Origin of the sequence: Streptomyces sp. NBC_01268 (genome assembly GCF_036240795.1) — a bacterium.
Classification (GTDB): domain Bacteria; phylum Actinomycetota; class Actinomycetes; order Streptomycetales; family Streptomycetaceae; genus Streptomyces.
In genome coordinates this window covers 2,853,803-2,878,295 of sequence record NZ_CP108454.1, presented here as the reverse complement: position 1 = coordinate 2,878,295, position 24,493 = coordinate 2,853,803, and the positions used below count along the sequence as shown (strand labels likewise).

Genomic DNA, 24,493 nt, shown 5'->3' with positions numbered 1-24,493 from the left:
CGGTCCGGGGCCCCTCGTGCGTCAGGTCAGCCGTCAGGCGGCGGCCGCGTCCGCCGCCTGCGCCTTCAGCGCCCGCTCGACGCCCGCGCGGGACTCCGTCACCATGCGGCGGAGCGCCGGCGCCGGGTCGTTGGCGGCGATCCACGCGTCCGTGGCGTCCAGGGTGGCCTGCGAGACCTGGAGCGACGGGTAGAGACCGACCACGATCTGCTGCACGATCTCGTGGCTGCGCGTCTCCGAGACGCCCTTGATCGCGGCGAAGTACTTCGCCGTGTACGGGGCGATCAGCTCGCGCTGGTCGGCCTGCACGAAGCCGCCGATCACGGCCTCCTGCACCGCGTTCGCCAGGGTGTCGGACTCGACGACCTGGGCCCACGCCTCGGCCTTCGCCGCCTGGGTCGGACGGGCCGCGCGGGCCGTCGCCGCGTGGCGCTCGCCCGCGGCGGTCCGGTCGCGCTCCAGCTCCGCCGCGATCTCCGGCTCGTCGAACCGGCCGGTCGCCGCGAGCCGCTGCACGAACGCCCAGCGCAGCTCGGTGTCGACGGCGAGACCGTCGATCGTCACGTCACCCGCGAGCAGACCGGCGAGCACGTCGAGCTCGGCGTCCTCGCGGGCGGTGGCCGCGAAGGCCCGCGCCCAGGCCAGCTGGTGGTCGCTGCCCGGCGCCGCGGCCCGCAGCTGCTCCTGCGCGAAGGCGCCCCAGCGGGACAGGCCCTCGGCGCGCCACTCCGGCGCCGCGTACAGGTCCAGGGCCGCCTTGACCTGGCCCTGGAGCGACTGGACCACGCCGATGTCGGTCTCCTTGGCGATGCCCGAGAGCACCAGGTCCAGGTAGTCGCGGGTGGCCAGCTCGCCGTCGCGGGTCATGTCCCAGGCCGAGGCCCAGCACAGCGCCCGCGGCAGGGACTCGGTGAAGTCGCCCAGGTGCGCGGTGACGTTCTTGAGGGACACCTCGTCGAGGCGGACCTTGGCGTACGACAGGTCGTCGTCGTTGAGCAGCACGACCGACGGACGGCTCTTGCCGACGAGCTGCGGCACGGCGGTCAGCTCGGCCGCCTCGATGTCCAGCTCGACCCGCTCGGTGCGGACCAGCTTGCCGGCCGCGTCCAGGTCGTAGAAGCCGATGGCGATCCGGTGCGGGCGCAGGACGGCCTCGCCCTTGGCGCCGGCCGGCAGCGCCGGGGCGGTCTGGCGGACGGCGAAGGAGGTGATGGAGCCGTTCTCGTCGGTCTCGATCTCGGGCCGCAGCACGTTGATGCCGGCGGTCTCCAGCCACGCCTTCGACCAGGCCTTCAGGTCACGGCCGGAGGTCTCCTCCAGGGCGCCCAGCAGGTCCGTCAGGCGCGTGTTGCCGAAGGCGTGGGCCTTGAAGTAGGCCTGCACGCCCTTGAAGAACTCGTCCTGGCCGACGTAGGCGACGAGCTGCTTCAGGACGGAGGCGCCCTTGGCGTACGTGATCCCGTCGAAGTTGACGAGCACGTCCTCCAGGTCGTTGATGTCCGCCATGATCGGGTGCGTCGACGGCAGCTGGTCCTGGCGGTAGGCCCAGGTCTTCTCCGCGTTGGCGAAGGTGGTCCAGGCGTTGGGCCAGCGGGTGCCCTCGACGGAGGCCTGGCAGGCGACCGAGGTGTAGGTGGCGAACGACTCGTTCAGCCACAGGTCGTTCCACCACTCCATGGTGACGAGGTCGCCGAACCACATGTGGGCGAGCTCGTGCAGGATGGTCTCGGCGCGACGCTCGTACGCGGCGTCCGTGACCTTCGAGCGGAAGACGTACTGGTCGCGGATGGTGACCGCGCCCGCGTTCTCCATCGCGCCCGCGTTGAACTCCGGCACGAACAGCTGGTCGTACTTGGCGAACGGGTAGTCGTACGCGAACTTCTCCTGGAACCAGCCGAAGCCCTGGCGGGTCACGTCGAAGATGTGGTCCGCGTCGAGGAACTCCGCGAGCGACGGGCGGCAGTAGATGCCCAGCGGCACGACCTGGCCGTCGGGACCCTCGTACGAGGAGTGCACCGAGTGGTACGGGCCGACGATCAGCGCGGTGATGTACGTGGAGATGCGCGGGGTCGGCTCGAACACCCACACGTCGTCCTTGGGCTCCGGCGTGGGGGAGTTGGAGATGACCGACCAGCCGGAGGGGGCCTTCACCGTGAACTGGAAGGTCGCCTTGAGGTCGGGCTGCTCGAACGAGGCGAAGACGCGGCGGGCGTCCGGCACCTCGAACTGCGTGTAGAGGTAGGCCTGGCCGTCGACGGGGTCGACGAACCGGTGCAGGCCCTCACCGGTGTTGGTGTACGCGCAGTCGGCGACGACCTTCAGCTCGTTGCGCCCCTGTGCGAGGTGGGGGAGCGCGATCCGGGAGTCCCGGAAGACGGCTGCGACGTCGAGGGCGTGCCCGTTGAGCACGACCTCGTGGACGGCGGGGGCGACGAGATCGATGAAGGTCTCGGCCCCGGCCTCGGCGGAATCGAAGCGGACGGTGGTGACGGACCGGTAGGTGCCGCCCTCCTGCGCACCGGTGAGGTCGAGGTCGACCTCATACGCGTCCACGGACAGCAGCTTCGCCCGCTGCGCCGCCTCTTCACGGGTCAGGTTTGTGCCAGGCACCCGGTCAACTCCTCGGTTTCGTGACGTTTGGGCCATCCTTCCACGGGGTGTGTCGGCGGCGCACCGCACATTTCCCAGGGCGAACAAGCGAAGGGCGGCCATCCCACGGATGGCCGCCCTTCGTCAGTGTTCGTCAGGTTTTCGCCCTGGCGACGTCCCCGGTCTCAGCCCTTGAGCTCGGCCGCGACCAGCTCCGCGATCTGCACCGCGTTCAGGGCGGCGCCCTTGCGCAGGTTGTCGTTGGAGACGAAGAGCGCGAGGCCGTGGTCGACGGTCTCGTCGACGCGGATGCGGCCGACGAAGGAGGCGTCCTTGCCGGCGGCCTGGAGCGGGGTGGGGATCTCGGAGAGCTCGACGCCCTCGGCGTCCTCGAGCAGCGCGTAGGCGCGCTCGACGCTGATCGGGCGCTCGAAGCGGACGTTGACCTGGAGCGAGTGGCCGGAGAAGACCGGGACGCGCACGCAGGTGCCGGAGACCTTGAGCTCCGGGATCTCCAGGATCTTGCGGGACTCGTTGCGGAGCTTCTGCTCCTCGTCGGTCTCGAAGGAGCCGTCGTCGACGAGGGCGCCGGCCAGCGGCAGCACGTTGAAGGCGATCGGACGCTTGTAGACGCCCGGCTCGGGGAAGGCGACGGCCCCGCCGTCGTGGGTCAGCGCGGCGGCACCCTCGGCGACGGCCTTGACCTGGCCGTCCAGCTCGGCGACACCGGCCACGCCGGAGCCGGACACGGCCTGGTAGGTGGTGGCGACCAGCGCGACCAGGCCGGCCTCCTGGTGGAGCGGCTTGAGGACCGGCATGGCGGCCATCGTGGTGCAGTTCGGGTTGGCGATGATGCCCTTGGGGCGGTCCTTGATCGCGTGCGGGTTGACCTCGGACACGACCAGCGGGACCTCGGGGTCCTTGCGCCAGGCGGAGGAGTTGTCGATCACGACGGCGCCCTGGGAGGCGACCTTCTCGGCGAGGGCCTTGGAGGTGGCGCCGCCCGCGGAGAAGAGCACGATGTCCAGGCCGGTGTAGTCGGCCGTGGCGGCGTCCTCGACGGTGACACCGTCCAGGACGGTGCCGGCGGAGCGGGCGGAGGCGAAGAGTCGCAGCTCGTCGAGCGGGAAGTTGCGCTCGGCCAGGATCCTGCGCATGACTGTGCCGACCTGACCGGTGGCTCCGACGATTCCGACCTTCACGGGGACTCCTCCATACATCTGTGCAGGGTGCGCTGCCGGTTCCATGATGCGGGTGCCCGGGCCCGCCTTGTCCAATCCATTGTCCAAGGGTCGGGACGGACCGCGGACGGATCGGAGGACGGCGAAGGGGCGGGCGCCGGTTCCGGGCGCCCGCCCCTCCTTGTTCACGCGGTGTTACGGGACGACGTTCCCGATCACCACGCTGCCGGTGCCGGCGGCGGTGCCGCGGGCGTTCAGCAGCTGGACCTCGCCGAAGAACCGGCGGCCCTCGGGAGCCGCGGCGTTGACCACGACCTCGGCGGCGACCTGGGCGGACGCGCCGTTGGCCAGCTGGACCGGCTTCGACTCGTCGACCTTCACGGAGCCGAGCGCGGACGAGTAGTACACGTCCTCGTAGTCGTAGCTGGTGCCGCCGGCCGCCTGCACCGAGTAGCCGTCGATGATGACGGTGTAGGTGCCGGGGGCGGGCTTGACCAGGCTGACGGACTCCTCGGAGTCGCCGTCGGCGGACTGGCCGACCTGGGTGTCGCCCAGCTTGACCGTGAGGTCGAGGTCGGCCGACAGGTCGGAGGTGTTGCCGATGGCGATGTCGAGGCGCTCGACGCCCTCACCGATGGTGACGGTCTTGATCTGCTGCTCGTGGTGCTGGATGGTCGCCTTCTCGGACTTCTGCGAGCCGAGCGAGCCGCCCTTCAGGCGTCCGTCGAGGGCCGCGAACTCGTTCGAGACCTTCCACTGCACGGCGGCGGGGGTGCCGACCTTCGCCTCGGGGACCGTCTGGACGGCCGGGTCGAAGGAGGCGCCGAGCACCGTGACGTTCAGCTTGAACGGGTTGTCCAGGTCCGGCGACGTACGGCGGGACTCGACGATGATCTCCCACACGCCCGGGAGCGGGTTGGCGTAGGAGCGCAGGTCCGGACGGCAGGTGTTGTCCGGGTTGTAGTGCGGGTAGCACTGGTTCGTCGCGTTGTCCTCGAGGGCGACGCCGTACGGGTGCTGGGTGATGAACCGGGTCTGGCTCTTCTCCTTCAGCCCGCTCAGGGAGACCTCGAGGGTCTTGGCGCCCTTCGGCACGGTCACGAAGTACGACTTGCTGCTGTTGCGCTGCGTCGTGCTCGTGGCGGAGAAGCCGTAGCCCGGGCCGACCAGGTCGGCGGAGACGATCGAGGTGGCGAGGATCTGCTTGTCGACGCCCTCGGTGCGCTCGTCGTCGGCCTCCAGGATGACGCTGTGCACGCCGGCGGAGGTCGGACGGGCCTGCAGCCTGACGGTGACCGGCTTGTTCAGCGGCAGGTCGATCTCGTCGTCGCCGAGGATGCGGAAGGTGCCGTCGTCGTACTTCAGGTCCAGCTCGTGCTCGATCGGCCGGTCCGGGCCGCTCGTGCGCGTGATGGTGACGTCGTAGACCTTCTTCTGGCCGACCTTGAGGCCGCCCTGGCGGTCGTACACACCGGTGCCGGTGTGCGGGGCCGGGAAGATCGCGGTGTCGACCGGGGCCTCGACCTTGTAGTCGTGGGCGGTGGCACCGTCCTTGATCGACTCCCAGGCGTCCTCGATGTCGATGAGGCCGGCGCCCTGCTCGTGGGCCGCGACACCCGGGATCCGCTTCGCGGTCGAGGTGAGCGCGGTGCGCAGGGTGAGCGGGGAGAGCGCGATGTGCTTCTGCTTGGCCGCGGAGATCAGCAGCGCGCTCGCGCCCGCCGCCTGCGGCGAGGACATCGAGGTGCCGTTGAGCATGCCGTAGCCGGCGGGCAGCGCGTAGCCGGACTCGGCGACGCCCGCGCCGGGCTGCCAGGTCGGGATGGTGTTCACGGCCGAGCCGGGGGCGGTGATGGTCGGGGTGAAGCCGCCGTCCTCACGCGGGCCGCGCGAGGAGAAGGGGAACATGGCGTACTTCTTCTCGACGGCGGAGCCGTAGTTGGCGGCCCAGGTCTCCTTGGAGACGGCCGCGCCGACCGACAGGACCTTGTCGGCCAGGCCGGGGTCGCCGATCGTGTTGATGCCGGGGCCCTCGTTGCCGGCCGAGATGACCAGCTGCACGCCGTACGTGTCGATGAGACGCGTGTAGAGGCGGGCGCGGACGTTGTCGCCGTCGTTCTGCAGCGGCAGGCCGCCGATCGACATGTTGACGATGTCGACGCCGCGGTTGGCGACGAGGTCGATCATGCCCTCGGTCAGCGCGGTGTTGGTGCAGCCGCCGGTCCAGGTGCAGGCACGGGCGGAGACGATCTTCGCGCCGGGGGCGGCGCCGTTCATCCGGCCGCCGAAGAGGCCGTTGGCGGCGGTGATGCCGGCGACGTGGGTGCCGTGCGAGGACTCGACGAGACCGACGTTGACGAAGTCGGCCTTCTTGCCGACCCAGGTGCCGCCCAGCGGGTCCATCGGCACGTCCTTGCGGATCTGCACGACGAACGGGGTCTTCTCGACGACCTCGGTGGCCGGGTCGTCGGTACCGAAGTAGCCGACCTGGTAGCCGTCCTTGTACGGCTTCATCGGCTCGTTGTTCGTGAAGTCACCGTCCTGGTCGGTGTCCACGCGCACGGTGCCGGCGACCGGGTCGTACAGCAGACCGAAGCGGTCGGTGGTGTCGCCGTCCCGGTTGATGTCGCCCTTGGGGTCGCCGCCCGCGGTGACCGACTCGCTGAAGCGGCTCCACTGGTACGAGCCCTCGGGGGCCTTCCAGCTCTGGCCGCCGGCGGTGAACGCGGCGCCCGTGACCGGGGTGATCTGGGCGCGCCAGGTGCCGTCGCTCTCGGTGAGCGGGTCGGTGGCGGTGACCCAGTCGACGATCTTGCGCTCGCCGGTGGTGGTCTTCTGCAGGGCCGGGTGGCCGAGGTCGACACCGGAGTCGAGGATGCCGATGGTCACGCCGCGGCCGTCGGCCTTCGGGTGCTCCTTGACGAAGTCCACCGCACCGGTCTCGTGGGACGGGTTGTACGGGTTCTTCGCCGGGGTGCTCTTGCCGGGGGCCGGGTAGGTGCGCGTGACGGTGGTGCCGTCGACGGCGCCCGTGGTGCCCGCGTCCGGGGTCGGGTCGTCCTGCTTGATCTCCGCCTGGAGGTCCACCGACTGGACGGAGGACAGCTTGGTGGCGGCCTTGATCGCGGCGTCGGCCTTGCCGGTCGGCAGGGTGGCGCGGACGTAGCCCAGCTTGTCGTCCTGCTTGCCGACGGAGGCGCCGGGGACGGCGTCGAGCTGGTCCGCGACCTGCTCGGTGGCGCCCGGGGCGGTGGCGACGAGGACGGTGACGTTGGCCTGGCCGGAGGCCTCGGCCTCGGAGAGGCGCTGGGCGTCGGTGGCGCCCAGCTTGTCGGCGGGCCCGGCGGTCTTCACCGGGGAGGTGCCGGCCGCCGGGTCGTCGGCGGCCAGGACCGGGGCGGCACCGGCCGCGACGAGCGCGGTCACGAGGCCGGCGGCGGCCGCGATGCGGGCCGCGCGTCTGGTCCCGGAGGTGGAGCGCCCGGGTATGGAGCTCTGCGTTTCGGGGGTGGTCATCTACATCCCTGTTTGTGAAAGAAGAGGGTCCGGATTCCGGTACCGGATGACCGCTCAGCCTTTCGCAAATGACAGGGGTTTGGGGAGAGTTACCGGGTGGCGGAATGCGCGCGTGGCACACATCCGCCACTGCGGAAGATGCGCCACGGCGGACGAAAGATGCCCAACAGGGGCGAGGTGCAGTCCTGCCGGTGGGGGACTAGTTGTCCTTTGTACGGGCATAGTGGCGCGAGGCCTTGGCCCGGTTGCCACAGGCGGCCATTGAGCACCAGCGGCGGGTGCCGTTCCGCGAGGTGTCGAAGAAGTGCAGGATGCACGCCTCGTGGGCGCACTTGCGGATGCGTTCCGGATTCGCGCGCAACAGGTCGAGGTAGTCGCGGGCGGCGGTCCATCCGGGCCCCCAGGCGGGATCGGCGAATTCCGCTTTCTCGCCCGGCCCTTCGGGGGTGAGCGTGGCCCGGATCCGGCCATGCCCGAGGACCGCGTCGACCCGGGCGGTGGCGTCCGGGTCGCCGGGCCGGTCGACCAGGCCCGCGAGGGCGTCGCGCGCGGCCAGGGTGTGCCGCAGGGTGACGTCGTCGGTGCGGAAGCGCCCGTCGAGCCCGTTCGTGCGCAGCCAGACGCCGAGCCCCTCGACGCCGGTGAGCAGGTCCTGACGTACGCCGTCCGCCATCCAGCGGGTGTTGAGCAGGTCGAGGGAGACGGGCTCGCCGACGAGTGGCCGCGGATCGGAAACGGTCATGGCGGACGCCCTCCTCGGCGACGAATTTCGGACTAACCCCTCAAGGTTACGTGACCGGTTGCGTGTAGCGTGCTCTAACCTCTAAAGTCATATTCAAAGGTTAGCGCCATCCGCAGTGGACGACGCGTACGACTCGCACCCGAGGAGGTCCCCATGCGCGCCTACCACCCCGGCTCCCTCGCCGTTCAGACCCGCGTCGGCGTCCGCGACCTCGCCGAGCACGTCGGCAGATCCATCGCCCCCGGCATCCGCCCGGTCGCCGCCGCCTTCCTGGAGGTCCAGCCGATGCTCGTGCTCGCAGCCGCCGCCCCGGACGGCCGGGTCTGGGCGAGCCTGCTCACCGGCCGCCCCGGCTTCGTCCGGGCGGTCGGCCCGCACGCCGTCTCCGTCGCGGGAGGCGTCCCCGCCCGCGACCCCCTCGTGGCGGCGGTCACCGAGGCCGGCACCCCCGTCGGGACGATCGCCCTCGACCCCCGCACCCGCCGCCGGATGCGCCTCAACGGCACCGCGCGCCCCAGTGTCCGCGGGTTGCTCGTCGAGGCGGAGCAGGTCTTCGCGAACTGCCCGAAGTACCTCCAGAAGCGCGAGCTGCGCGGCTACGAGCAGGCCCCCCGCCCGGTCGCGGCGCGCCACACCCGCTCCCTCACCCCCGCCCAGCGGCGCCTGATCCGCACCGCCGACACCTTCTTCGTCGCCACCGCCTCCCCCGACGGCGTCGACGCCAGCCACCGCGGCGGCGACCCCGGCTTCGTCGAGCTCGTCTCGCCCACCGAACTGCGCTGGGCCGACTACCCCGGCAACGCCATGTTCCTCACCCTCGGCAACCTGGAGGCGGACGGCCGCGCCGGCCTGCTCTTCCTCGACTGGCGCACCGGCACCACCCTCCAGCTCTCCGGCTTCGCCCACACCGAGTACGGCCCCGAGGGCCGCGCGGTCCGCTTCCGCCTGGACGCGGTGGCGGAGACCAGGGACGCCAGCCCCCTGCGCTGGTCGGCCCCCGAGTACTCCCCGTCCAACCCGCCCGTCACGAAGGACCGCCCATGACCACCGCCCCGCCCGCTCCCGCCGCCGCGGCACCCGCCCGCGCCACCGCTCCCGCCCGCCCCAGGCCCCGCGTGCTCCTCGCCTCCACCGCCGTCAGCGTCACCGCGCTGCTCCTGCTCGTCGCCCTCGGCACCGTGCTCCACGAGCCGCTGCTCATCCCGCCCCTGGCCGCGAGCATGGCCCTGGTCGCGGGCGCCCCCGACCTGCCGCTCGCCCAGCCCCGCTCCGTCGTCGGCGGCCAACTCCTCTCCGCCCTCACCGGCTTCGCCGTCCTCGCGTTCACCGGCCCGGGCCCGTGGGGCGCCGCCGTCGCCGGCGGCCTCGCCCTCGGCGTCATGTCCGCCGCCCGCACCCCGCACTCCCCGGCCGCGGCGACCGCGGTGATCGTCGCCCTCCAGAACCCGCCGTTCTGGCCCTTCCTCGCGCTCCTCGCCCTCGCCGCCCTCGTCCTCGTCGCCACGGGCCTCGCCGGCGCCCGGCTCACGGGGCGGCGGTATCCCGCGTACTGGATCTGATGCCTCTAACCTCCTCCCATGCAGACCGAGTTGCGGGTGGCGGCCTACGCCGTGTGCGTGCGGGACGGGGAGATACTCCTGGCCCGCTGGGTGGACCGGGCCGGGGTGAAGCGGTGGACGCTGCCCGGGGGCGGGATGGATCACGGGGAGCTGCCCGTGGAGGCCGTCGTGCGGGAGGTCGAGGAGGAGACCGGGTACGTCGCCGAGGCGACCGCGCTGCTCGGGATCGACTCCATCCGGCGGGATCGGCGGGGCAGGCTGGGCGGGGCCCTCGACTGGCAGGGGCTGCGGATCGTCTACGAGGCGCGGGTCACCGGGGGCGAGCTGCGGAACGAGGAGGACGGGTCCACCGATCTCGCCGCCTGGCATCCGCTGGAGGCGGTGGACTCGCTCACCCGGGTCGAGCTCGTCGACATCGGGCTCCAGCTCTGGCGCGACCGGCCGCCCCTGGGGCACTCGCCGCTCCATGACCCGGCGAACGGCTGAAAACGGCTCAACCGTCACGGACGCGCTCAACCCGCCGCCCGTGCCCCGTGGTCCCCTCCCGTGACCGAAGCAGTACGCAGCTGTACGTACGTCAGGGGAGCCCGCACACATGTCAGCCGCACGCACCGCCCGTACCGTCCTGGCCGCCACCCTCGTGGCCGGCCTCGCCGCCACCGCGCTCGCCGCGCCGGCCGTCGCCGCCGCGCCGCCCAAGCCCTCGCACGCCGCCACCCAGCAGGCGCTCGACGCGGCGGTGGCGGCGGGCGTGCCCGGTGCCGTCGCCCAGGCCCGCGACGGCAGGGACCGCTGGACCGGCACCGCCGGCGAGCGCAAGGGGAACGACCGCTTCAGGGTCGGCTCCATCACCAAGACCTTCACCGCGACCGTCCTGCTCCAGCTCCAGGCCGAGGGCCGGATCGACCTCGACGACCCCGTGGAGAAGTGGCTGCCCGGAGTCGTCGCCGGGCACGGGCACGACGGGCGGAAGATCAGCGTCCGGCAGCTGCTCAACCACACCAGCGGCATCTACAGCTACACCGGTGATCCGGCCTTCCAGGAGCGGGTGTTCGGGCCCGGGTTCCTCCAGCACCGGTACGACACCTGGACCGCGAAGCAGCTCGTCGACGTCGCCATGGCCCACGAGCCGGAGTTCGCGCCCGGCACCTCCTGGAGCTACTCCAACACCAACTTCGTGCTGGCCGGGATGGTGATCGAGAAGGTCACCGGCCGCCCCTACGCCCAGGCCGTCGAGAACCGCATCATCAAGCCGCTCAAGCTGCGCGCCACCAGCGTCCCCGGCACCGACTCCCGGATGCCGAGGCCGCACTCGGGCGCCTACTCGAAGCTCTCCCGCGAGACGACCGGACCGACCTACGAGGTGACCGCCCTGAACCCGAGCATCGCCGGGGCGGCGGGGGAGATGATCTCCGACTCCAACGATCTGCAGACCTTCTACCGGGCCCTGCTCAAGGGCCGGCTGCTGCCGGCGGCCGAGCTGAAGGAGATGACGGACACCGTCCGGGTCTCGCCCGAGCTGGGCTACGGCCTCGGGCTCATGCAGCAGAAGCTGAGCTGCGGCAAGGAGGTGTGGGGCCACGGCGGCGGCATCCACGGTTCCGGCTCCCAGGCCCTGGTCACCCGGGACGGCGAGCACTCCCTGGCCGGGAACCTCAACGCCGACTGGACCGGCGACAGCCAGGCGCTGGTCGAGGCCGAGTTCTGCGGGACGGCCCCGAAGAAGTAGCCGCCGCGACGGCGGCCTCGCGGGTACGGGGGTCCGGCGGGGCCGCTCAGCGGGGCAGGACGACGACGTAGGCGGCCGGCGTCCGGTCGGTCGAGGCCATCAGCGCCGTGCGGACCACGGCCGCCTGCTGTTCCCTCGCCTCGCGCAGCTTGCGCGGGGTGAGGTGGACGACGGTGATGCCGAGTCGCTCCAGGTGCTCGCGCTTGCGGGTGTACTCGGACCAGAGCGCGTCGTCGTCCTGCCGCGGCGCCCGGGTGTCCAGCTCCACGGCGACCGCCTGGTCGGGCCAGTAGGCGTCCAGGCCGCCGAGGTGCGGGCCGCCCGGCAGCCGCAGGTCCACGTTCCACAGCGGGTCCGGCAGCGCGAACTCGCGCACCATCGCGTACAGCCGGTCCTCGGCGAGCGAGCGCCCCTCGGCGAGGAGCGCGTCCACCGCGTCCACGACGTGCGGCCGGTTGAGCAGCCGTGCGCGGTTCAACTCCCTGACGACAGCGGCGGGTTCGCAGTGTCCGCCGCTCACTGCCTCGGTGAGCAGCCGGCGCACCGTGCCCGGGTCGGCCAGCGCGGCGACGGCGTCGGCGAGCGCCCGGGGCACCGGGGCGACGGGGAAGCCGTCGATCTCGGTCGGCCGCGGCGGCTCGGCGGCGCGCACCACCCGGACCTGTCCGGTGGACCGCACCCGCCGGGTGCGCGGGACCAGGGTGTCGATCCGGTTCACCGTCCCGGCCGGCGGGGCGGCGGCGAAGCCGTGCAGGGAGAGCGCGGCGAGCCCGGTGAGCATCGCGTCGGCACCGGCGAAGCGCAGCGCCTCCCGGAACCGCTCGTCCCCGGTGCGGGGGAGGGGGGAGAGGGGGGCCTTGGGGGTGTTGGGGTTCATGTCGACGGTCTTCCGCCGGACGGGCCGCCCCTAACCGCTGTTACGAATCAGTCGCTCAATCCGGACAACTCCGCACTAAAGTACGCGCGTTCGAGTGCCGATGAACAACGGCCGCCGACGCCGCGGAGCACCGTGGCCGCGCCGCGGCGCGCGACCACCGCGGGCCGACGCACCGCGGCCCCCGGCGGACGCACCGCCGGGGGCCGCGAGGCCGACCGGTGTCAGGCGGCGCGCCCGTCGCACTCCTGAGCCCGCAGCGCACGGGCCAGGTCGTCACGCGACTCCAGCACGAGCCGGCGCAGCGCCGGGGCGGCGGAGGCGTGCGCGGCGAGCCACGCGTCCGTCGCCTCCAGGGTCTCCGCGCGGTCCTGGAGCGCCGGGAACAGGCCCCGCACCACGTCCATGCCGATCTGGATGGAGCGCTCCGCCCAGATCCGCTCGATCACGGCGAAGTACTTCTCCGCGTACGGCGCGATCAGCTCGCGCTGCGAGGACTGGGCGAAGCCCGAGATGGTGGCCTCCACCAGGGCGTTGGACAGCGCGTCCGACTCGACGACCTGCGCCCAGGCCTGCGCCTTGACCGCGGCCGAGGGACGCCCGGCCAGGCAGCGCACCTGGTGGCGCTTGCCGGTCGCGGTGTCGTCCCGGGTCAGCTCCTCGCCGATCCGGGCCTCGTCGGCGCGGCCGTGCACGGTGAGCGACTCCAGCAGGCACCAGCGCAGCTCCTGGTCGACGGCGAGCCCGTCGATCACGGCGCCGCCGTCGAGCAGGCCCTCCAGGAGCTGGAGGTCGGCGTCGGAGGAGGCCACCGCGGCGAAGAAGCGCGCCCAGGTCAGCTGGTGCTCGCTGGCCGGCGCGGCCTGCCGCAGCTCGCGCAGGCCGCCCTCGGCGAGCAGCCGCCCGCCCTCGGCCCGCCAGTCGTGCGCCGCGTAGTCGGTGACGGCGGTCCGGGCCCAGGCGTGCACCATCTGGAGCACGCCGATGTCGGTCTCGCGGCCCGCGAACTCGAGCGCGATGCGGACGAAGTCCCGGGCCGGCATCAGGCCGTCGCGGGTCAGGTTCCACAGCGCGGACCAGCACAGGGCGCGGGCCAGCGGGTCGGTGATGTCGCCGAGGTGCGCGCGCAGCGTGGCGAGCGAGCCCTCGTCGAAGCGGACCTTGCAGTAGGTGAGGTCGTCGTCGTTGACGAGCACCAGGTCCGGCTTCTCGGCGCCGGCCAGCTCCGCCACGACGGTGGAGGCGCCCGTGATGTCGGCCTCGGCCCGCGCGTACCGGACGAGCTCCCCGCCCAAGAGGCGGTACAGGCCCACGGCGGCGCGGTGCGGGCGCAGCTCGTCGCCCTCCTGGAGGACGGCGAGCTCGGTGATCCGGCCCTCGGCGTCGTAGGTGACGGCCGGGGTGAGGGTGTTGACGCCGGAGGTCTGCAGCCAGGACTTGGCCCAGCCCTTCATGTCCCGGCCGGAGGTCTCCTCCAGGACGGTCAGCAGGTCGGCGAGGCGCGTGTTGCCGTAGGCGTGGCGCTTGAAGTAGCGGCGCGCGCCCTCCAGGAACGCGTCCCGGCCCGCGTACGCGACGAGCTGCTTCAGGACGGACGCGCCCTTGGCGTAGGTGATGCCGTCGAAGTTGAGCTTGGCGTCCTCCAGGTCACGGATGTCGGCCGTGATCGGGTGGGTGGACGGCAGCTGGTCGGCGCGGTACGCCCAGGCCTTGCGGTTGTTGGCGAAGGTCACCCAGCTGTTGGTGAAGCGGGTCGCCTCGGCCAGCGAGAACGCGCCCATGAAGTCCGCGAAGGACTCCTTCAGCCACAGGTCGTCCCACCACACCATGGTGACCAGGTCGCCGAACCACATGTGGGCCATCTCGTGCAGGATCACGTTGGCCCGGCGCTCGTACGCCGCCTGGGTCACCTTGCCGCGGTAGATGTACTCCTCGCGGAAGGTCACCATGCCCGGGTTCTCCATCGCGCCGAGGTTGTACTCGGGGACGAAGGCCTGGTCGTACTTCCCGAAGGGGTACGGGAAGTCGAAGTTGTCGTGGAAGAAGTCGAGGCCCTGCTTGGTGATCAGGAAGACGTCGTCCACGTCGAAGTGCTTCGCGAGGCCCTTGCGGCACATCGCGCCGAGCGGGATCTCCAGCTCCGTGCCGTCGGCGAACACGCGCTTGTAGCTGTCCGTGACGTAGTGGTACGGACCGGCCACGACACACGTGATGTACGTGGAGATGGACGCCGTCTCGGCGAACCGCCACACGCCGTCGCCGTCCTGCTGCCCGGCCCCGTTCGACCACACGGTCCAGCCCTCGGGCGCGGACACCGCGAAGCGGAACGGAGCCTTGAGGTCGGGCTGCTCGAAGGTGGCGAAGACCCGGCGGGCGTCGGCCGGCTCGTACTGGGTGTAGAGGTAGACCTCGCCGTCCTCGGGGTCGACGAAGCGGTGCATGCCCTCGCTGGTGCGGCTGTAGGCGCACTGGGCGTCGACCACCAGCTCGTTCTCGTCGGCCAGGCCGTCCAGCGCGATCCGTGCCCCGTCGAAGACGACGGCCGGGTCGAGCGCGCGTCCGTTGAGGGTGACCGCGTTCACCGAGGGGGCGATCAGGTCGACGAACGTGGCGTCGCCCGCGCCCGTGCGCCGGAAGCGGAGCGTCGTCACGGAGCGGAAGGTGCGCACGTCCTCCGTGGACTCGCCGACCGCGGACCGCAGGTCGAGGTAGACCTCGTACCCGTCGACGGACAGCAGCTCCGCCCGCTCATGGGCCTCGTCGCGGGACAGGTTCTCACCGGGCACGGTCACTCCTTCGTGGCTCGTTCGAAACAGCACCGATCCTCCCATGTGCAGCTGACCGGGGGCACCACGGGAATGCCGGGCCGGCCGGCGGCGTTGCCGCCAGTCGCACCGCCACGCCCTTTCGAGCGCCCGTCGAGTGATCTTCCGAGGAGACACATGTCCGAGAGCAGGACCACCGCAGACTTCTTCTTCGACCCGCTGTGCCCGTGGGCCTGGATGACCTCCCGCTGGATGGTCGAGGTGGAGAAGGTGCGCCCGGTCGACGTGCGCTGGAAGGTCATGAGCCTGGCGGTCCTCAACGAGAACCGGCTGGACGAGGTGCCGGCGGAGTACCGCGAGATGCTGGAGACCCAGGCCTGGGGCCCGGTGCGCGTGGTGATCGCCGCCCAGCAGCTGCACGGCGACGAGGTCGTCGGCAAGCTCTACACGGCGCTCGGCACCCGCTTCCACAACAACGGCGAGGGCCCGACCCGCGAGGCGATCGTCGGCGCGCTGACCGACGTCGGCCTCCCGGAGGAGCTGGCGGACTACGCCGACCAGGACACGTACGACACCGAGCTGCGCGCCTCCCACAAGGAGGGCATAGAGAAGGTGGGCCAGGACGTCGGCACCCCGGTGATCGCGGTGCCCGGCGCGGACGGCGACGAGGTCGCCTTCTTCGGCCCGGTCGTCACCCCGACCCCGCGCGGCGAGGCCGCCGCCCGCCTGTGGGACGGCACGCTGCTGGTGGCGGCGACCCCCGGCTTCTACGAGATCAAGCGCACCCGCACGGCGGCGCCCAGCTTCGAGTAGCGGTCGCCGTCCCGTACAGAAGAACCCCCGCGATTCACGTCATCGCGGGGGTTCTTCCTCTTTCCGCCCGCAGGTGAAGGTGGAGAAGACGATCACGAGCAGGACGAACAGGGGGACGTCAGAACGAGATCAGCGGGATGCTCGCCCTGGCGGCCTGGTAGCGCTTGTTCACGTCCTGCCAGTTGACGACCTGCCACATGGCCTCGATGAAGTCGACCTTCTGGTTCTTGTACTGCAGGTAGAAGGCGTGCTCCCAGGCGTCGAAGACGAGGACCGGGACCGAGCCCTGGCCGACGTTGCCCTGGTGGTCGTAGACCTGCTCGACGATCAGGCGGCCGCTGATCGGCTCGTAGGCGAGGACGCCCCAACCGGAGCCCTGCGTGGTCGCCGAGGCCTTGGTGAGCTGGGCCTTGAACCTGGCGAAGGAGCCGAAGGACTCGGTGATCGCGTCGGCGAGCTCGCCGACCCCGTCGGCGGCGAGCGGCTCGCCGCCGCCCTCGCCGGCCTTCGGGCTCGCCATGTTGTTCCAGTAGATGGAGTGCAGGATGTGGCCGGAGAGGTGGAAGGCCAGGTTCTTCTCCAGGCCGTTGATCGCCCCCCAGGCGTCCTTGTCCCGCGCCTCTTCCAGCTGCTCCAGGGTGTCGTTCGCGCCCTTGACGTACGCGGCGTGGTGCTTGTCGTGGTGCAGCTCGATGATCTGCGGGTTGATCACCGGCTCCAGGGCCGCGTAGTCGTACGGCAGTTCCGGAAGGGTGTAGATGGCCATGTGCCGAGCCTCTCGCCGACGTCTTCTAATTGCAACCTCTATGCAACTGCAGGCTAGCAGCAGGAGTCGGCGAAGTGGATCAGACCTCGGCCCTAGGTCCGGATGGCGCAAACAATCTTGAAACGGGCGAACGGTGATCAATAGCGTGCCGCCATGAGACTCCCGATGATCCGGCGTACGGCCGGACTCGCCGGCGGCGCCGTGCTCCTGACCGTGCTCGCCGCCGCCCCCGCCCCCGCCGCCGACGACTGGCAGCAGGTCGGCGCCGACTCCCGCACCGGTGTCAGCGGCCTCGCGGCCGAGGGCGGCGGCACCGCTCTCGTCGCGCACGACAACAAGCGCCCCGGGCAGGCCCGGCTGTCCCGGCTCACCCTCGGGGCCGCCGCCCTCTCCCCGGTCGCCTGGGACGGGGCCCACGCCGAGGACCTCGAAGCCGTCGAGGCGGTCCCCGGGATGCCGGGGGAGTACCTGGCCCTGGCCAGCCGCGGGATCGTCTACCGCCTGCGGGTCTCCGGCGACACGGCGACCGTCGTCGACTACGCGCCGCTGCCGATGATCGGCGAGGGCGCCGACTTCGAGAGCTTCGCCGTCGTGGCCCGCGGCGGGAAGCTGGCCGCCCTGTGGGCCGACCGCGGCGAGGGCCCGGGCCGTGCGACCACGCTGTACGCGGCGCCGCTCTCCTTCGCCGCGTGGGGGCAGCCGCTCTTCGGGTCGGTGAGCCGCCGGTCCTACTTCTCGACGTACCCGGCCGGTGGGGGCACGCGGCACATCTCCGACATCGCGGTGACCCCCTCCGGGCGGATCCTGGTGGGCTCCGCGGCGGACGCCGGCGACGACGGCCCGTTCGACTCCGCGGTGAGCGAGGCCGGCCGGGTGACCGTCTCGGCGGCCGGTTCGGTACGGGTCACGCTCGCCGCGAGCCCGACCGTGCTCGGGACCTTCCCGGGCTACAAGATCGAGGCGGTCGAGTGCCTGCCCGGCACCGGTGACGCGCTCCTCGGCACCGACGACGAGCACACCGGCGGCTTCGTGCGCACCGCGCCGTACTGCGGGGCCTGACCCCGGACACGGCACCGCGCCCCGCCGAGCAGGAGCTCGACGGGGCGCGGTGACCGGGGGGCGGGCTCAGACCTCGTCGGCGACCGCCGCGCGCTTCTTCTGGAGCGCGAAGCCGCCGGCCGCGAGCAGCAGCGTCAGGGCGCCCGTCGCGTAGAGCTGCACCCGGGTGCCCTCCTCGCGGGCCATCAGGAAGAAGATGCCGGCCATTCCGGCCAGCGCCACCCACGTCAGCACCGGGAAGCCCCACATCCTCACGACCAGCTTCTGCGGCGCCTCGCGCTCGGTGCGGCGCCGCAGCACCAGCTGGGAGGCGGCGATGAAGAACCAGACGACCAGGATGATCGCGCCGATGGTGTTGAGCAGCCAGATGAAGACGTCGTCCGGGCGCCAGTAGCTCAGCAGCACGCAGGCGAAGCCGAAGACGGAGGAGACCAGGACCGCCGGGCGCGGCACCCCGCCGAAGGTGCGGCCGAGCGCCTTCGGGCCCTGGCCGCGGGCGACCAGCGAGCCGGCCATGCGGGACGCGCCGTACACGTTGGCGTTCATCGCGGAGAGCAGGGCGACCAGGACGACCACGTTCATGATCTGGCCGGCGGCCGGGATGCCCAGGTGGTCGAGGGTGGCCACGTACGGGCCCTTCTCGACGACCGCCTCGTCGCCCCACGGGACGAGCGTGACGATGACGGCCATGGAGCCGATGTAGAAGAGCGCGATGCGCCACATCGCCGTACGGACGGCCTTGGCGACGCCCTGCACGGGGTGCTCGGACTCGGCCGCGGCGATCGTGACGGTCTCCAGGCCGCCGTACGCGAAGACGGAGGCCAGCAGGCCGACGATCAGGCCCTCGGAGCCGTTCGGGAAGAAGCCGCCCTCTCCGGTGAGGTTGGCGGTGCCCGGGGCGTCGCTGCCCGGCAGGACGCCGACGATGGCGAGGACGCCGATGCCGAGGAAGAGCACGATCGCGCCGACCTTGAGCGCGGCGAACCAGAACTCGAACTCGCCGAAGTTCTTCACGGCCGCCAGGTTGGTGCCACAGAAGACCAGCATGAACAGCGCGACCCAGGCCCACTCGGGGGTGCCCGGGAACCAGCCGGTCATGATCTTCGCGGCGCCGATGCCCTCCAGGCCGACGGCCACGCAGAGCAGGAACCAGAAGGCCCAGCCCGCCGTGAAGCCGGCCCAGGGGCCGAACGCCCGCTCCGCGTGGACGGAGAAGGAGCCGGAGGCCGGGTTCGCCGCCGACATCTCGCCCAGCATGCGCATCACCAGCATGACGAGCACGCCGGAGATCGCGTACGCGAGGACGATCGAGGGACCGGCGGCGGCGATGCCGGCACCGGAGCCGACGAAGAGGCCGGCGCCGATGACACCGCCGAGGGCGATCATCGACAGATGGCGCTGCTTGAGGCCGTGCGTGAGGCCTCCGGCAGGAGCGGTCGCGCTGGTGCCGGCGTCCTTGCGGTCGGCCGGCGCGGGCGCGGGAGTCCGAGACATGGGCGAGCCCTGTTCGCTAGCTGAGACGGGGAGGGTGGGCCACAGTCTGTGGGCCCGCACCGCTCACAGGGAACGGATGTCCGCTATACGGGCACGACCTTCACACAAGGTGAAGATTCACATCCGCTTCGTGCGCAGTTCGCGGCCCCACGCCACCACCAGCACCAGCGCCGTCGCCCCGCTCGACCACAGCACCTGCGGCCGCGCCCCGTCGTCGGTCAGCATCAGCACCAGCACCGCGCCCATCGCCGCCAGCGCCACCCAGGTCAGCCAGGGGAAGCCCCACATCCGCAGCGTCAGCGTCTCCGGGGCCTCCCGCTCGATCCGGCGCCGCAGCCGCAGCTGCGAGACCGCGATCAGCGCCCACACGAAGAGCAGCACCGCGCCGACCGAGTTGAGCATGTAGAGGAAGACGGAATCCGGCCACTTCAGATTGAGCAGGACGGAGACGAAGCCGAACGCCACCGAGGCCAGCACCGCCCGCCGCGGCACCCCGCCGGCGGACACCCGCAGCAGCCCCCTCGGCGCCTCCCCGCGCTCGGCCAGCGAGAACACCATCCGCGAGGAGCCGTACAGGTTGGCGTTGAGCGCCGACAGCAGCGCCACGAACACCACCACGTTCATGATCTGCCCGGCCGCCGGCACCCCGATCGAGTCCAGCACCGCCACGTACGGAGACTCGCCCGGCTCCAGCGCGGTCCACGACAGCAGGGTCACGATCACCAGCATCGAACCCACGTAGAAGAGGAGGATCCGCCACACCGCGCTGCGCACCGCCCGCGCCACGTTGCGCGCCGGGTCGTCGGACTCGGCCGCCGCGATCGTCACGACCTCCAGGCCGCCGAAGGCGAAGACCACGGCGAGCACCCCGGACACCACCCCCGACCAGCCGTTGGGCAGGAAGCCGCCCTGGCCGGTCAGGTTGGCCGTGCCCACCGGGTCGGTGTCCGGCAGCCAGCCGACGATCGCCAGCGTGCCGAGGACCAGGAAGAGGACGATCGCGCCGACCTTGAGCGCCGCGAACCAGAACTCGAACTCGCCGAAGTTCTTCACCGCCGCCAGGTTGGTGACGGTGAACACCACCATGAAGACCAGCACCCAGCCCCACTGCGGGACCCCCGGCACCCAGCCGTGCGCGATCCGCGCCGCGCCCGTCGCCTCCACGGCGAGCACCACCACCAGCAGGAACCAGTACAGCCAGCCCACCGAGAAGCCCGCCCAGCGGCCCAGCGCCCGCTCCGCGTGCACCGAGAAGGCGCCCGAGGCCGGCATCGCCGCCGACATCTCGCCCAGCATCCGCATGATCAGCATCGCGAGCGCGCCCGCGATCAGATACGACACGACGATGCCGGGGCCCGCGACCGCGATGCCCGCGCCGGAGCCCACGAAGAGCCCCGCGCCGATCACCCCGCCGAGCCCCAGCATCGTCAGGTGACGCTGCTTCAGTCCGTGCGAGAGGGGCTCCGGTCCGGGAGCGAGGGGCTCCGGTCCGGGGGTGGGGGCGTCGTGCATGCGGGGGGCTCGCGCTCTGGGAGGGTTTATGGAGACCCCACAGTCTCTCCGTTGGCAGTCCCCTGGCGCAAAAGGGACCTCCGGGCGCGAGTTCCCAGTGACAAGCGTCACGTGGCGCTCGGCATGATCCGCCGGGTTTGTTTGATCTCCACGAACGTCCCAACCCCCGGTTTGTGGGCGGCTGATGGTGATCGGCCGTTCACCCCTGGCATACGGTCGAGCCTGTCCCCGCTGTCCCCCCGTCGTCTCACCCCGCGGAGTACCGATGAGCACCGCCGTCGCCCCCGTCCGTTCCCTCCGCTCCGGAACGGTCCTCGCCGACCTGATCCCGGCCAGCCGTGCCCGCGACATCGCGCTGGTCGTCGGCGGTGCCGCGCTGACCGGCCTGGCCGCCCAGCTCACCGTCCCGGTCCCCGGCTCCCCGGTCCCGGTCTCCGGCCAGACCTTCGCCGCCCTGCTCGTCGGCACCGCCCTCGGTGCCCGCCGCGGCTTCCTCTCCCTCGGCGTGTACGCCGTCGCCGGCATGGCGGGCCTGCCCTGGTTCGCCGAGGCGAGCTCCGGCTGGTCGATGCCGTCCTTCGGCTACATCCTCGGCATGCTGCTGGCCGCCACCGTCGTCGGCGCCCTCGCCCGGCGCGGTGCCGACCGCTCGGTGCTGCGGACGGCGGGCACGATGGTGCTGGGCTCCGCGATCATCTACGCGGTCGGCGTGCCATACCTGGCCCTGGCCACCGGCATGACCCTCGGCCAGGCCGTCAGCGCGGGCCTCGTCCCCTTCCTCATCGGCGACGCCCTCAAGGCCGCCCTCGCGATGGGCGCGCTGCCGGCCGCGTGGAAGCTGGTCGGCCGCAAGGGCTGACGCCGTACCCCGCACCGACACGCGAGAGAGGCCCCGCCGGACCGGCGGGGCCTCTCTCGCGTGTCGGTGCGGGCCGGGCTCAGACCCGGTCGAGCTCCGGCTTCGCGCGGTTCACGAGCCGCTCCTTGACGAGCCCGATCGCCAGCACGAGCGCGGCCACCAGCAGCGAGAGCACGACCTGCTCCCGGTTGCTGCCGCCGTCGTAGACCATGTAGCCGAGGACGCCGACGATCATGGCGATGGTCGCCCAGGTCAGGTACGGGAAGAGCCACATCCGCACGACCAGCTTGTCGGGCGTCTCGCGCAGGATGATCCCGCGCATCCGCAGCTGGGTCACGCAGATGACCAGCCAGACGAAGAGGGCGACGGCGCCGGACGAGTTCAGCAGGAAGGCGAAGACGGTGTCGGGCCACTTGTAGTTGAAGAAGACCGCGACGAAGCCGAAGACCACCGAGGAGAGGATCGCCGCCCGCGGCACGCCCCGCTTGTTGGTCTTGGCGAAGGCCTTCGGCGCGTCACCGCGCTGGCCGAGCGAGAAGGCCATCCGGGAGGCCGTGTAGAGGCCCGAGTTCAGGCAGGACAGGACGGCGGTCAGGACGATCACGTTCATGACCTGGCCGGCGTGCGGGATGCCGATGGAGTCGAGGGCGGCGACGTACGAGCCCTTCTCGACGATCGACTTGTCGTTCCACGGCAGCAGGGTGAGCACGACGAAGATCGAACCCAGGTAGAAGACGCCGATCCGCCAGATCACGCTGTTGGTGGCCTTGGTGACGGCCCGCTGCGGGTCCTCCGACTCGCCGGCGGCCAGGGTGACGATCTCGCTGCCCATGAAGGAGAAGACGACCATCAGCACACCGGTGAGCACGGCACCCGCACCCATCGGGAAGAAGCCCCCGGTGTCGGTGAGGTGCGCGAAGCCCGCGCCCGGGTTGTCCGAGCCCGGCAGCACGCCGAAGACGGCGAGCAGGCCGACCACGACGAAGGCGCCGATGGCGACGACCTTGATGCCCGCGAACCAGAACTCGAACTCTCCGTACGAGGCGACGGAGGCGAGGTTCGTGGCGGTGAGCACCACCATCACGATGAGCGCCCAGCCCCACTGCGGGACGGCCGGGATCCAGCCCTCGAGGATCTTGGCGCCGGCGGTCGCCTCGACCGCGAGCACCACCACCCAGAAGAACCAGTACAACCAGCCGATGGTGAAACCGGCCCAGCGGCCGAGCGCCCGGTCCGCGTAGGCGGAGAAGGAGCCGGAGGAGGGGCGGGCGGCCGCCATCTCGCCGAGCATCCGCATCACGAAGACGACCATCGCGCCGACCAGCGCGTAGGACAGGAGGATGGCGGGGCCGGCCGCGGCGATGCCGGAGCCGGAACCGACGAAGAGGCCGGCGCCGATCACGCCACCGATGGCGATCATCGAAAGGTGGCGGTTCTTGAGGCCTGCCTTGAGACCGTTGGAACCGTCGGACTGCTGCGAATCACCGGTGGATCCGGTGTTCTCGCCTTCCTTCGCCAGGGTCGGTTGCGTGTTCATGAACGCTTCCTTCGGTGTGGGGGTCTGCTCGGGTCGCGAGCTGGAGACATGTAACCCGGAGACCGGTGAGTACGGAAGGGCTGACTCCGGATCGTGATTCAGGACATAAGGTCCGGACCAGCCGGGACCAAGGTCCCGACCCCGCTGACCGCTACCCCGTCCCCGCCGTGCCACACTCGGAACATGCGCGTCTACCTCGGTTCCGACCATGCCGGCTACGAACTCAAGAACCACCTCGTCGAGTGGCTGAAGGCCCATGGCCACGAGCCCGTCGACTGTGGTCCGCACATCTACGACGCCCTCGACGACTACCCGCCGTTCTGCCTGCGCGCCGCCGAGCGGACCGCCGCCGACGAGGACGCCCTCGGCATCGTGATCGGCGGCTCCGGCAACGGCGAGCAGATCGCCGCCAACAAGGTCAAGGGAGTGCGCGCCGCCCTCGCCTGGAGCGAGCAGACCGCCGCCCTCGGCCGCGAGCACAACAACGCCAACGTGGTCTCCATCGGCGGCCGGATGCACACCCAGGAAGAGGCGACCAAGTTCGTCGAGATCTTCCTCTCCACCCCGTACTCGGGCGACGAGCGCCACACCCGCCGGATCGACATGCTCTCCCGCTACGAGGAGACCGGCGAGCTCCCGGCGATCCCGGCGCACCACCCGCAGGACGAGGCCTGATCAGCGCCCATGCCTGAAGGGCACACGATCCACCGGCTGGCCGCCGACTACCGGGAACGGTTCGGCGGCCGGCCTGTGCGCGCCTCCAGCCCGCAGGGCAAGTTCGCCGACTCGGCGGCCCTGCTCGACGGCACGGTCCTCACCACCACCGAGGCCCACGGCAAGCACCTCTTCCTCGGCTTCCCGGGCGAGGAGTGGATCCACATCCACCTCGGCCTCTTCGGCAAGGTCGACTTCGGGGACGCGCCCGCGCCGCCGCCCACCGACACCGTCCGGCTGCGCCTGGCCGGTCAGGAGGCGTACGTCGACCTGCGCGGCCCGACGACCTGCGCGCTGATCACCGACGCCGAGAAGACGGCGATACACGAGCGGCTCGGCCCCGACCCGCTGCGCCCGGCGGACGGCCCCGACCAGGCCTGGCCGCGGATCTCGAAGTCCCGCACGACGATCGCCGCCCTGCTCATGGACCAGAAGATCATCGCGGGCGTCGGCAACGTCTACCGCGCCGAGGTCCTCTTCCGGCACGGCATCGACCCGTACCGCGCGGGCAAGGACCTGAGCGCGGGGGAGTGGGCCGCGATCTGGGAGGACCTGGTCCTCCTGATGCGCGAGGGCGTCCGCCTGAACCGCATCGACACGGTCCGCCCCGAGCACACCCCCGAGGCCATGGGACGCCCGCCCCGCGTCGACGACCACGGCGGCGAGGTCTACGTCTACCGCCGCGCGAACCTCCCGTGCCACATCTGCCACACGGAGATCCGCACGGCGGACCTGGCCAACCGCAACCTCTTCTGGTGCCCGGGCTGTCAGTCCCGCTGACGTG

Annotated in this window: 19 protein-coding genes; 9 read left to right on the top strand and 10 right to left on the bottom strand. The window is 71.6% G+C overall.

Features of this window, described 5'->3' with window-relative positions; all coding sequences use genetic code 11:
- Positions 1-33: 33 nt before the first annotated feature.
- The 4 genes from pepN (OG309_RS12730) to OG309_RS12715 all read right to left on the bottom strand — a co-directional run bounded on the left by pepN (OG309_RS12730) (position 34) and on the right by OG309_RS12715 (position 8,028).
- Complete coding sequence (pepN, locus tag OG309_RS12730; protein WP_329420643.1) at positions 34-2,610, bottom strand: aminopeptidase N; 2,577 nt, start codon at positions 2,608-2,610, stop codon at positions 34-36.
- 164 nt (positions 2,611-2,774) lie between these two features.
- Entirely contained in the window at positions 2,775-3,791 is a 1,017-nt protein-coding gene (locus OG309_RS12725) for an aspartate-semialdehyde dehydrogenase (protein ID WP_329420642.1), read from the bottom strand.
- Between the two features lie 174 nt (positions 3,792-3,965).
- Positions 3,966-7,286 (bottom strand): S8 family serine peptidase, encoded by a 3,321-nt coding sequence (locus OG309_RS12720; RefSeq protein WP_329420640.1) that lies wholly within the window; start codon positions 7,284-7,286, stop codon positions 3,966-3,968.
- Between the two features lie 199 nt (positions 7,287-7,485).
- Positions 7,486-8,028 carry a CGNR zinc finger domain-containing protein gene (locus OG309_RS12715; protein WP_329420639.1) on the bottom strand — a complete coding sequence of 181 codons (543 nt, stop codon included), beginning with the start codon at positions 8,026-8,028 and terminating at the stop codon, positions 7,486-7,488.
- 153 nt (positions 8,029-8,181) lie between these two features.
- Between OG309_RS12715 and OG309_RS12710 the strand changes: the two genes are divergently transcribed.
- The 4 genes from OG309_RS12710 (at position 8,182) to OG309_RS12695 (ending at position 11,316) form a co-directional block, all read left to right on the top strand.
- The gene (locus tag OG309_RS12710; protein ID WP_329420638.1) at positions 8,182-9,072 is read left to right on the top strand and encodes a pyridoxamine 5'-phosphate oxidase family protein; all 891 of its coding nucleotides are present in this window, start codon (positions 8,182-8,184) and stop codon (positions 9,070-9,072) included.
- Positions 9,069-9,587 (top strand): HPP family protein, encoded by a 519-nt coding sequence (locus tag OG309_RS12705; RefSeq protein WP_329420636.1) that lies wholly within the window; start codon positions 9,069-9,071, stop codon positions 9,585-9,587. The genes OG309_RS12710 and OG309_RS12705 overlap by 4 nt, the downstream gene beginning before the upstream one ends.
- A gap of 18 nt (positions 9,588-9,605) precedes the next feature.
- Positions 9,606-10,073, top strand: coding sequence for an NUDIX hydrolase (locus tag OG309_RS12700; RefSeq protein ID WP_329420634.1), 468 nt, complete (start codon positions 9,606-9,608; stop codon positions 10,071-10,073).
- 109 nt (positions 10,074-10,182) lie between these two features.
- Positions 10,183-11,316: a serine hydrolase domain-containing protein gene (locus tag OG309_RS12695; RefSeq protein WP_329420632.1), complete on the top strand. Its 1,134-nt coding sequence runs from the start codon at positions 10,183-10,185 to the stop codon at positions 11,314-11,316.
- Between the two features lie 46 nt (positions 11,317-11,362).
- Here the strand turns inward: OG309_RS12695 and OG309_RS12690 are convergent, their stop codons facing one another.
- The gene (locus OG309_RS12690) at positions 11,363-12,193 is read right to left on the bottom strand and encodes a hypothetical protein (RefSeq protein WP_329420631.1); all 831 of its coding nucleotides are present in this window, start codon (positions 12,191-12,193) and stop codon (positions 11,363-11,365) included.
- Positions 12,194-12,414: 221 nt separating this feature from the next.
- The gene (gene pepN, locus OG309_RS12685) at positions 12,415-14,976 is read right to left on the bottom strand and encodes an aminopeptidase N (RefSeq protein ID WP_329420630.1); all 2,562 of its coding nucleotides are present in this window, start codon (positions 14,974-14,976) and stop codon (positions 12,415-12,417) included.
- A gap of 156 nt (positions 14,977-15,132) precedes the next feature.
- Here pepN (OG309_RS12685) and OG309_RS12680 point away from each other — a divergent pair, with 156 nt between their 5' ends.
- On the top strand, positions 15,133-15,768 hold the full coding sequence (locus tag OG309_RS12680; protein ID WP_329420629.1) for a mycothiol-dependent nitroreductase Rv2466c family protein: 636 nt from the start codon (positions 15,133-15,135) through the stop codon (positions 15,766-15,768).
- A 118-nt stretch (positions 15,769-15,886) separates the two neighbouring features.
- On the opposite strand, the gene OG309_RS12675 is transcribed toward OG309_RS12680, so the two are convergent.
- Positions 15,887-16,534 (bottom strand): superoxide dismutase, encoded by a 648-nt coding sequence (locus tag OG309_RS12675; RefSeq protein WP_329420627.1) that lies wholly within the window; start codon positions 16,532-16,534, stop codon positions 15,887-15,889.
- A 153-nt stretch (positions 16,535-16,687) separates the two neighbouring features.
- On the opposite strand from OG309_RS12675, the gene OG309_RS12670 reads away from it, so the two are divergent.
- On the top strand, positions 16,688-17,593 hold the full coding sequence (locus OG309_RS12670; protein WP_329420625.1) for a hypothetical protein: 906 nt from the start codon (positions 16,688-16,690) through the stop codon (positions 17,591-17,593).
- A 66-nt stretch (positions 17,594-17,659) separates the two neighbouring features.
- Here the strand turns inward: OG309_RS12670 and OG309_RS12665 are convergent, their stop codons facing one another.
- Entirely contained in the window at positions 17,660-19,087 is a 1,428-nt protein-coding gene (locus tag OG309_RS12665) for an amino acid permease (RefSeq protein WP_329420624.1), read from the bottom strand.
- 117 nt (positions 19,088-19,204) lie between these two features.
- A complete protein-coding gene (locus tag OG309_RS12660; protein WP_329420622.1) occupies positions 19,205-20,599 on the bottom strand; it encodes an amino acid permease in 1,395 nt (464 codons plus the stop codon).
- A gap of 265 nt (positions 20,600-20,864) precedes the next feature.
- Between OG309_RS12660 and OG309_RS12655 the strand changes: the two genes are divergently transcribed.
- Positions 20,865-21,458, top strand: a complete 594-nt coding sequence (locus OG309_RS12655; RefSeq protein ID WP_329420621.1) for a biotin transporter BioY — start codon at positions 20,865-20,867, stop codon at positions 21,456-21,458.
- A 79-nt stretch (positions 21,459-21,537) separates the two neighbouring features.
- Here the strand turns inward: OG309_RS12655 and OG309_RS12650 are convergent, their stop codons facing one another.
- Positions 21,538-22,995: an amino acid permease gene (locus OG309_RS12650; RefSeq protein ID WP_329420619.1), complete on the bottom strand. Its 1,458-nt coding sequence runs from the start codon at positions 22,993-22,995 to the stop codon at positions 21,538-21,540.
- Positions 22,996-23,178: 183 nt separating this feature from the next.
- On the opposite strand from OG309_RS12650, the gene OG309_RS12645 reads away from it, so the two are divergent.
- The gene (locus OG309_RS12645; protein WP_329420617.1) at positions 23,179-23,670 is read left to right on the top strand and encodes a ribose-5-phosphate isomerase; all 492 of its coding nucleotides are present in this window, start codon (positions 23,179-23,181) and stop codon (positions 23,668-23,670) included.
- Positions 23,671-23,679: 9 nt separating this feature from the next.
- A complete protein-coding gene (locus tag OG309_RS12640; protein ID WP_329420616.1) occupies positions 23,680-24,489 on the top strand; it encodes an Fpg/Nei family DNA glycosylase in 810 nt (269 codons plus the stop codon).
- Positions 24,490-24,493: the final 4 nt, after the last annotated feature.

Coding starts and splice junctions, on each gene's coding strand:
- OG309_RS12670 (WP_329420625.1), top strand. CDS start 16,688: ATGAGACTCCCGATGATCCGGCGTACGGCCGGACTCGCCGGCGGCGCC.
- OG309_RS12655 (WP_329420621.1), top strand. CDS start 20,865: ATGAGCACCGCCGTCGCCCCCGTCCGTTCCCTCCGCTCCGGAACGGTC.
- OG309_RS12720 (WP_329420640.1), bottom strand. CDS start 7,286: ATGACCACCCCCGAAACGCAGAGCTCCATACCCGGGCGCTCCACCTCC.
- OG309_RS12705 (WP_329420636.1), top strand. CDS start 9,069: ATGACCACCGCCCCGCCCGCTCCCGCCGCCGCGGCACCCGCCCGCGCC.
- OG309_RS12645 (WP_329420617.1), top strand. CDS start 23,179: ATGCGCGTCTACCTCGGTTCCGACCATGCCGGCTACGAACTCAAGAAC.
- OG309_RS12680 (WP_329420629.1), top strand. CDS start 15,133: ATGTCCGAGAGCAGGACCACCGCAGACTTCTTCTTCGACCCGCTGTGC.
- OG309_RS12665 (WP_329420624.1), bottom strand. CDS start 19,087: ATGTCTCGGACTCCCGCGCCCGCGCCGGCCGACCGCAAGGACGCCGGC.
- OG309_RS12640 (WP_329420616.1), top strand. CDS start 23,680: ATGCCTGAAGGGCACACGATCCACCGGCTGGCCGCCGACTACCGGGAA.
- OG309_RS12710 (WP_329420638.1), top strand. CDS start 8,182: ATGCGCGCCTACCACCCCGGCTCCCTCGCCGTTCAGACCCGCGTCGGC.
- OG309_RS12695 (WP_329420632.1), top strand. CDS start 10,183: ATGTCAGCCGCACGCACCGCCCGTACCGTCCTGGCCGCCACCCTCGTG.
- OG309_RS12660 (WP_329420622.1), bottom strand. CDS start 20,599: ATGCACGACGCCCCCACCCCCGGACCGGAGCCCCTCGCTCCCGGACCG.
- OG309_RS12715 (WP_329420639.1), bottom strand. CDS start 8,028: ATGACCGTTTCCGATCCGCGGCCACTCGTCGGCGAGCCCGTCTCCCTC.
- OG309_RS12675 (WP_329420627.1), bottom strand. CDS start 16,534: ATGGCCATCTACACCCTTCCGGAACTGCCGTACGACTACGCGGCCCTG.
- OG309_RS12650 (WP_329420619.1), bottom strand. CDS start 22,995: ATGAACACGCAACCGACCCTGGCGAAGGAAGGCGAGAACACCGGATCC.
- OG309_RS12690 (WP_329420631.1), bottom strand. CDS start 12,193: ATGAACCCCAACACCCCCAAGGCCCCCCTCTCCCCCCTCCCCCGCACC.
- OG309_RS12700 (WP_329420634.1), top strand. CDS start 9,606: ATGCAGACCGAGTTGCGGGTGGCGGCCTACGCCGTGTGCGTGCGGGAC.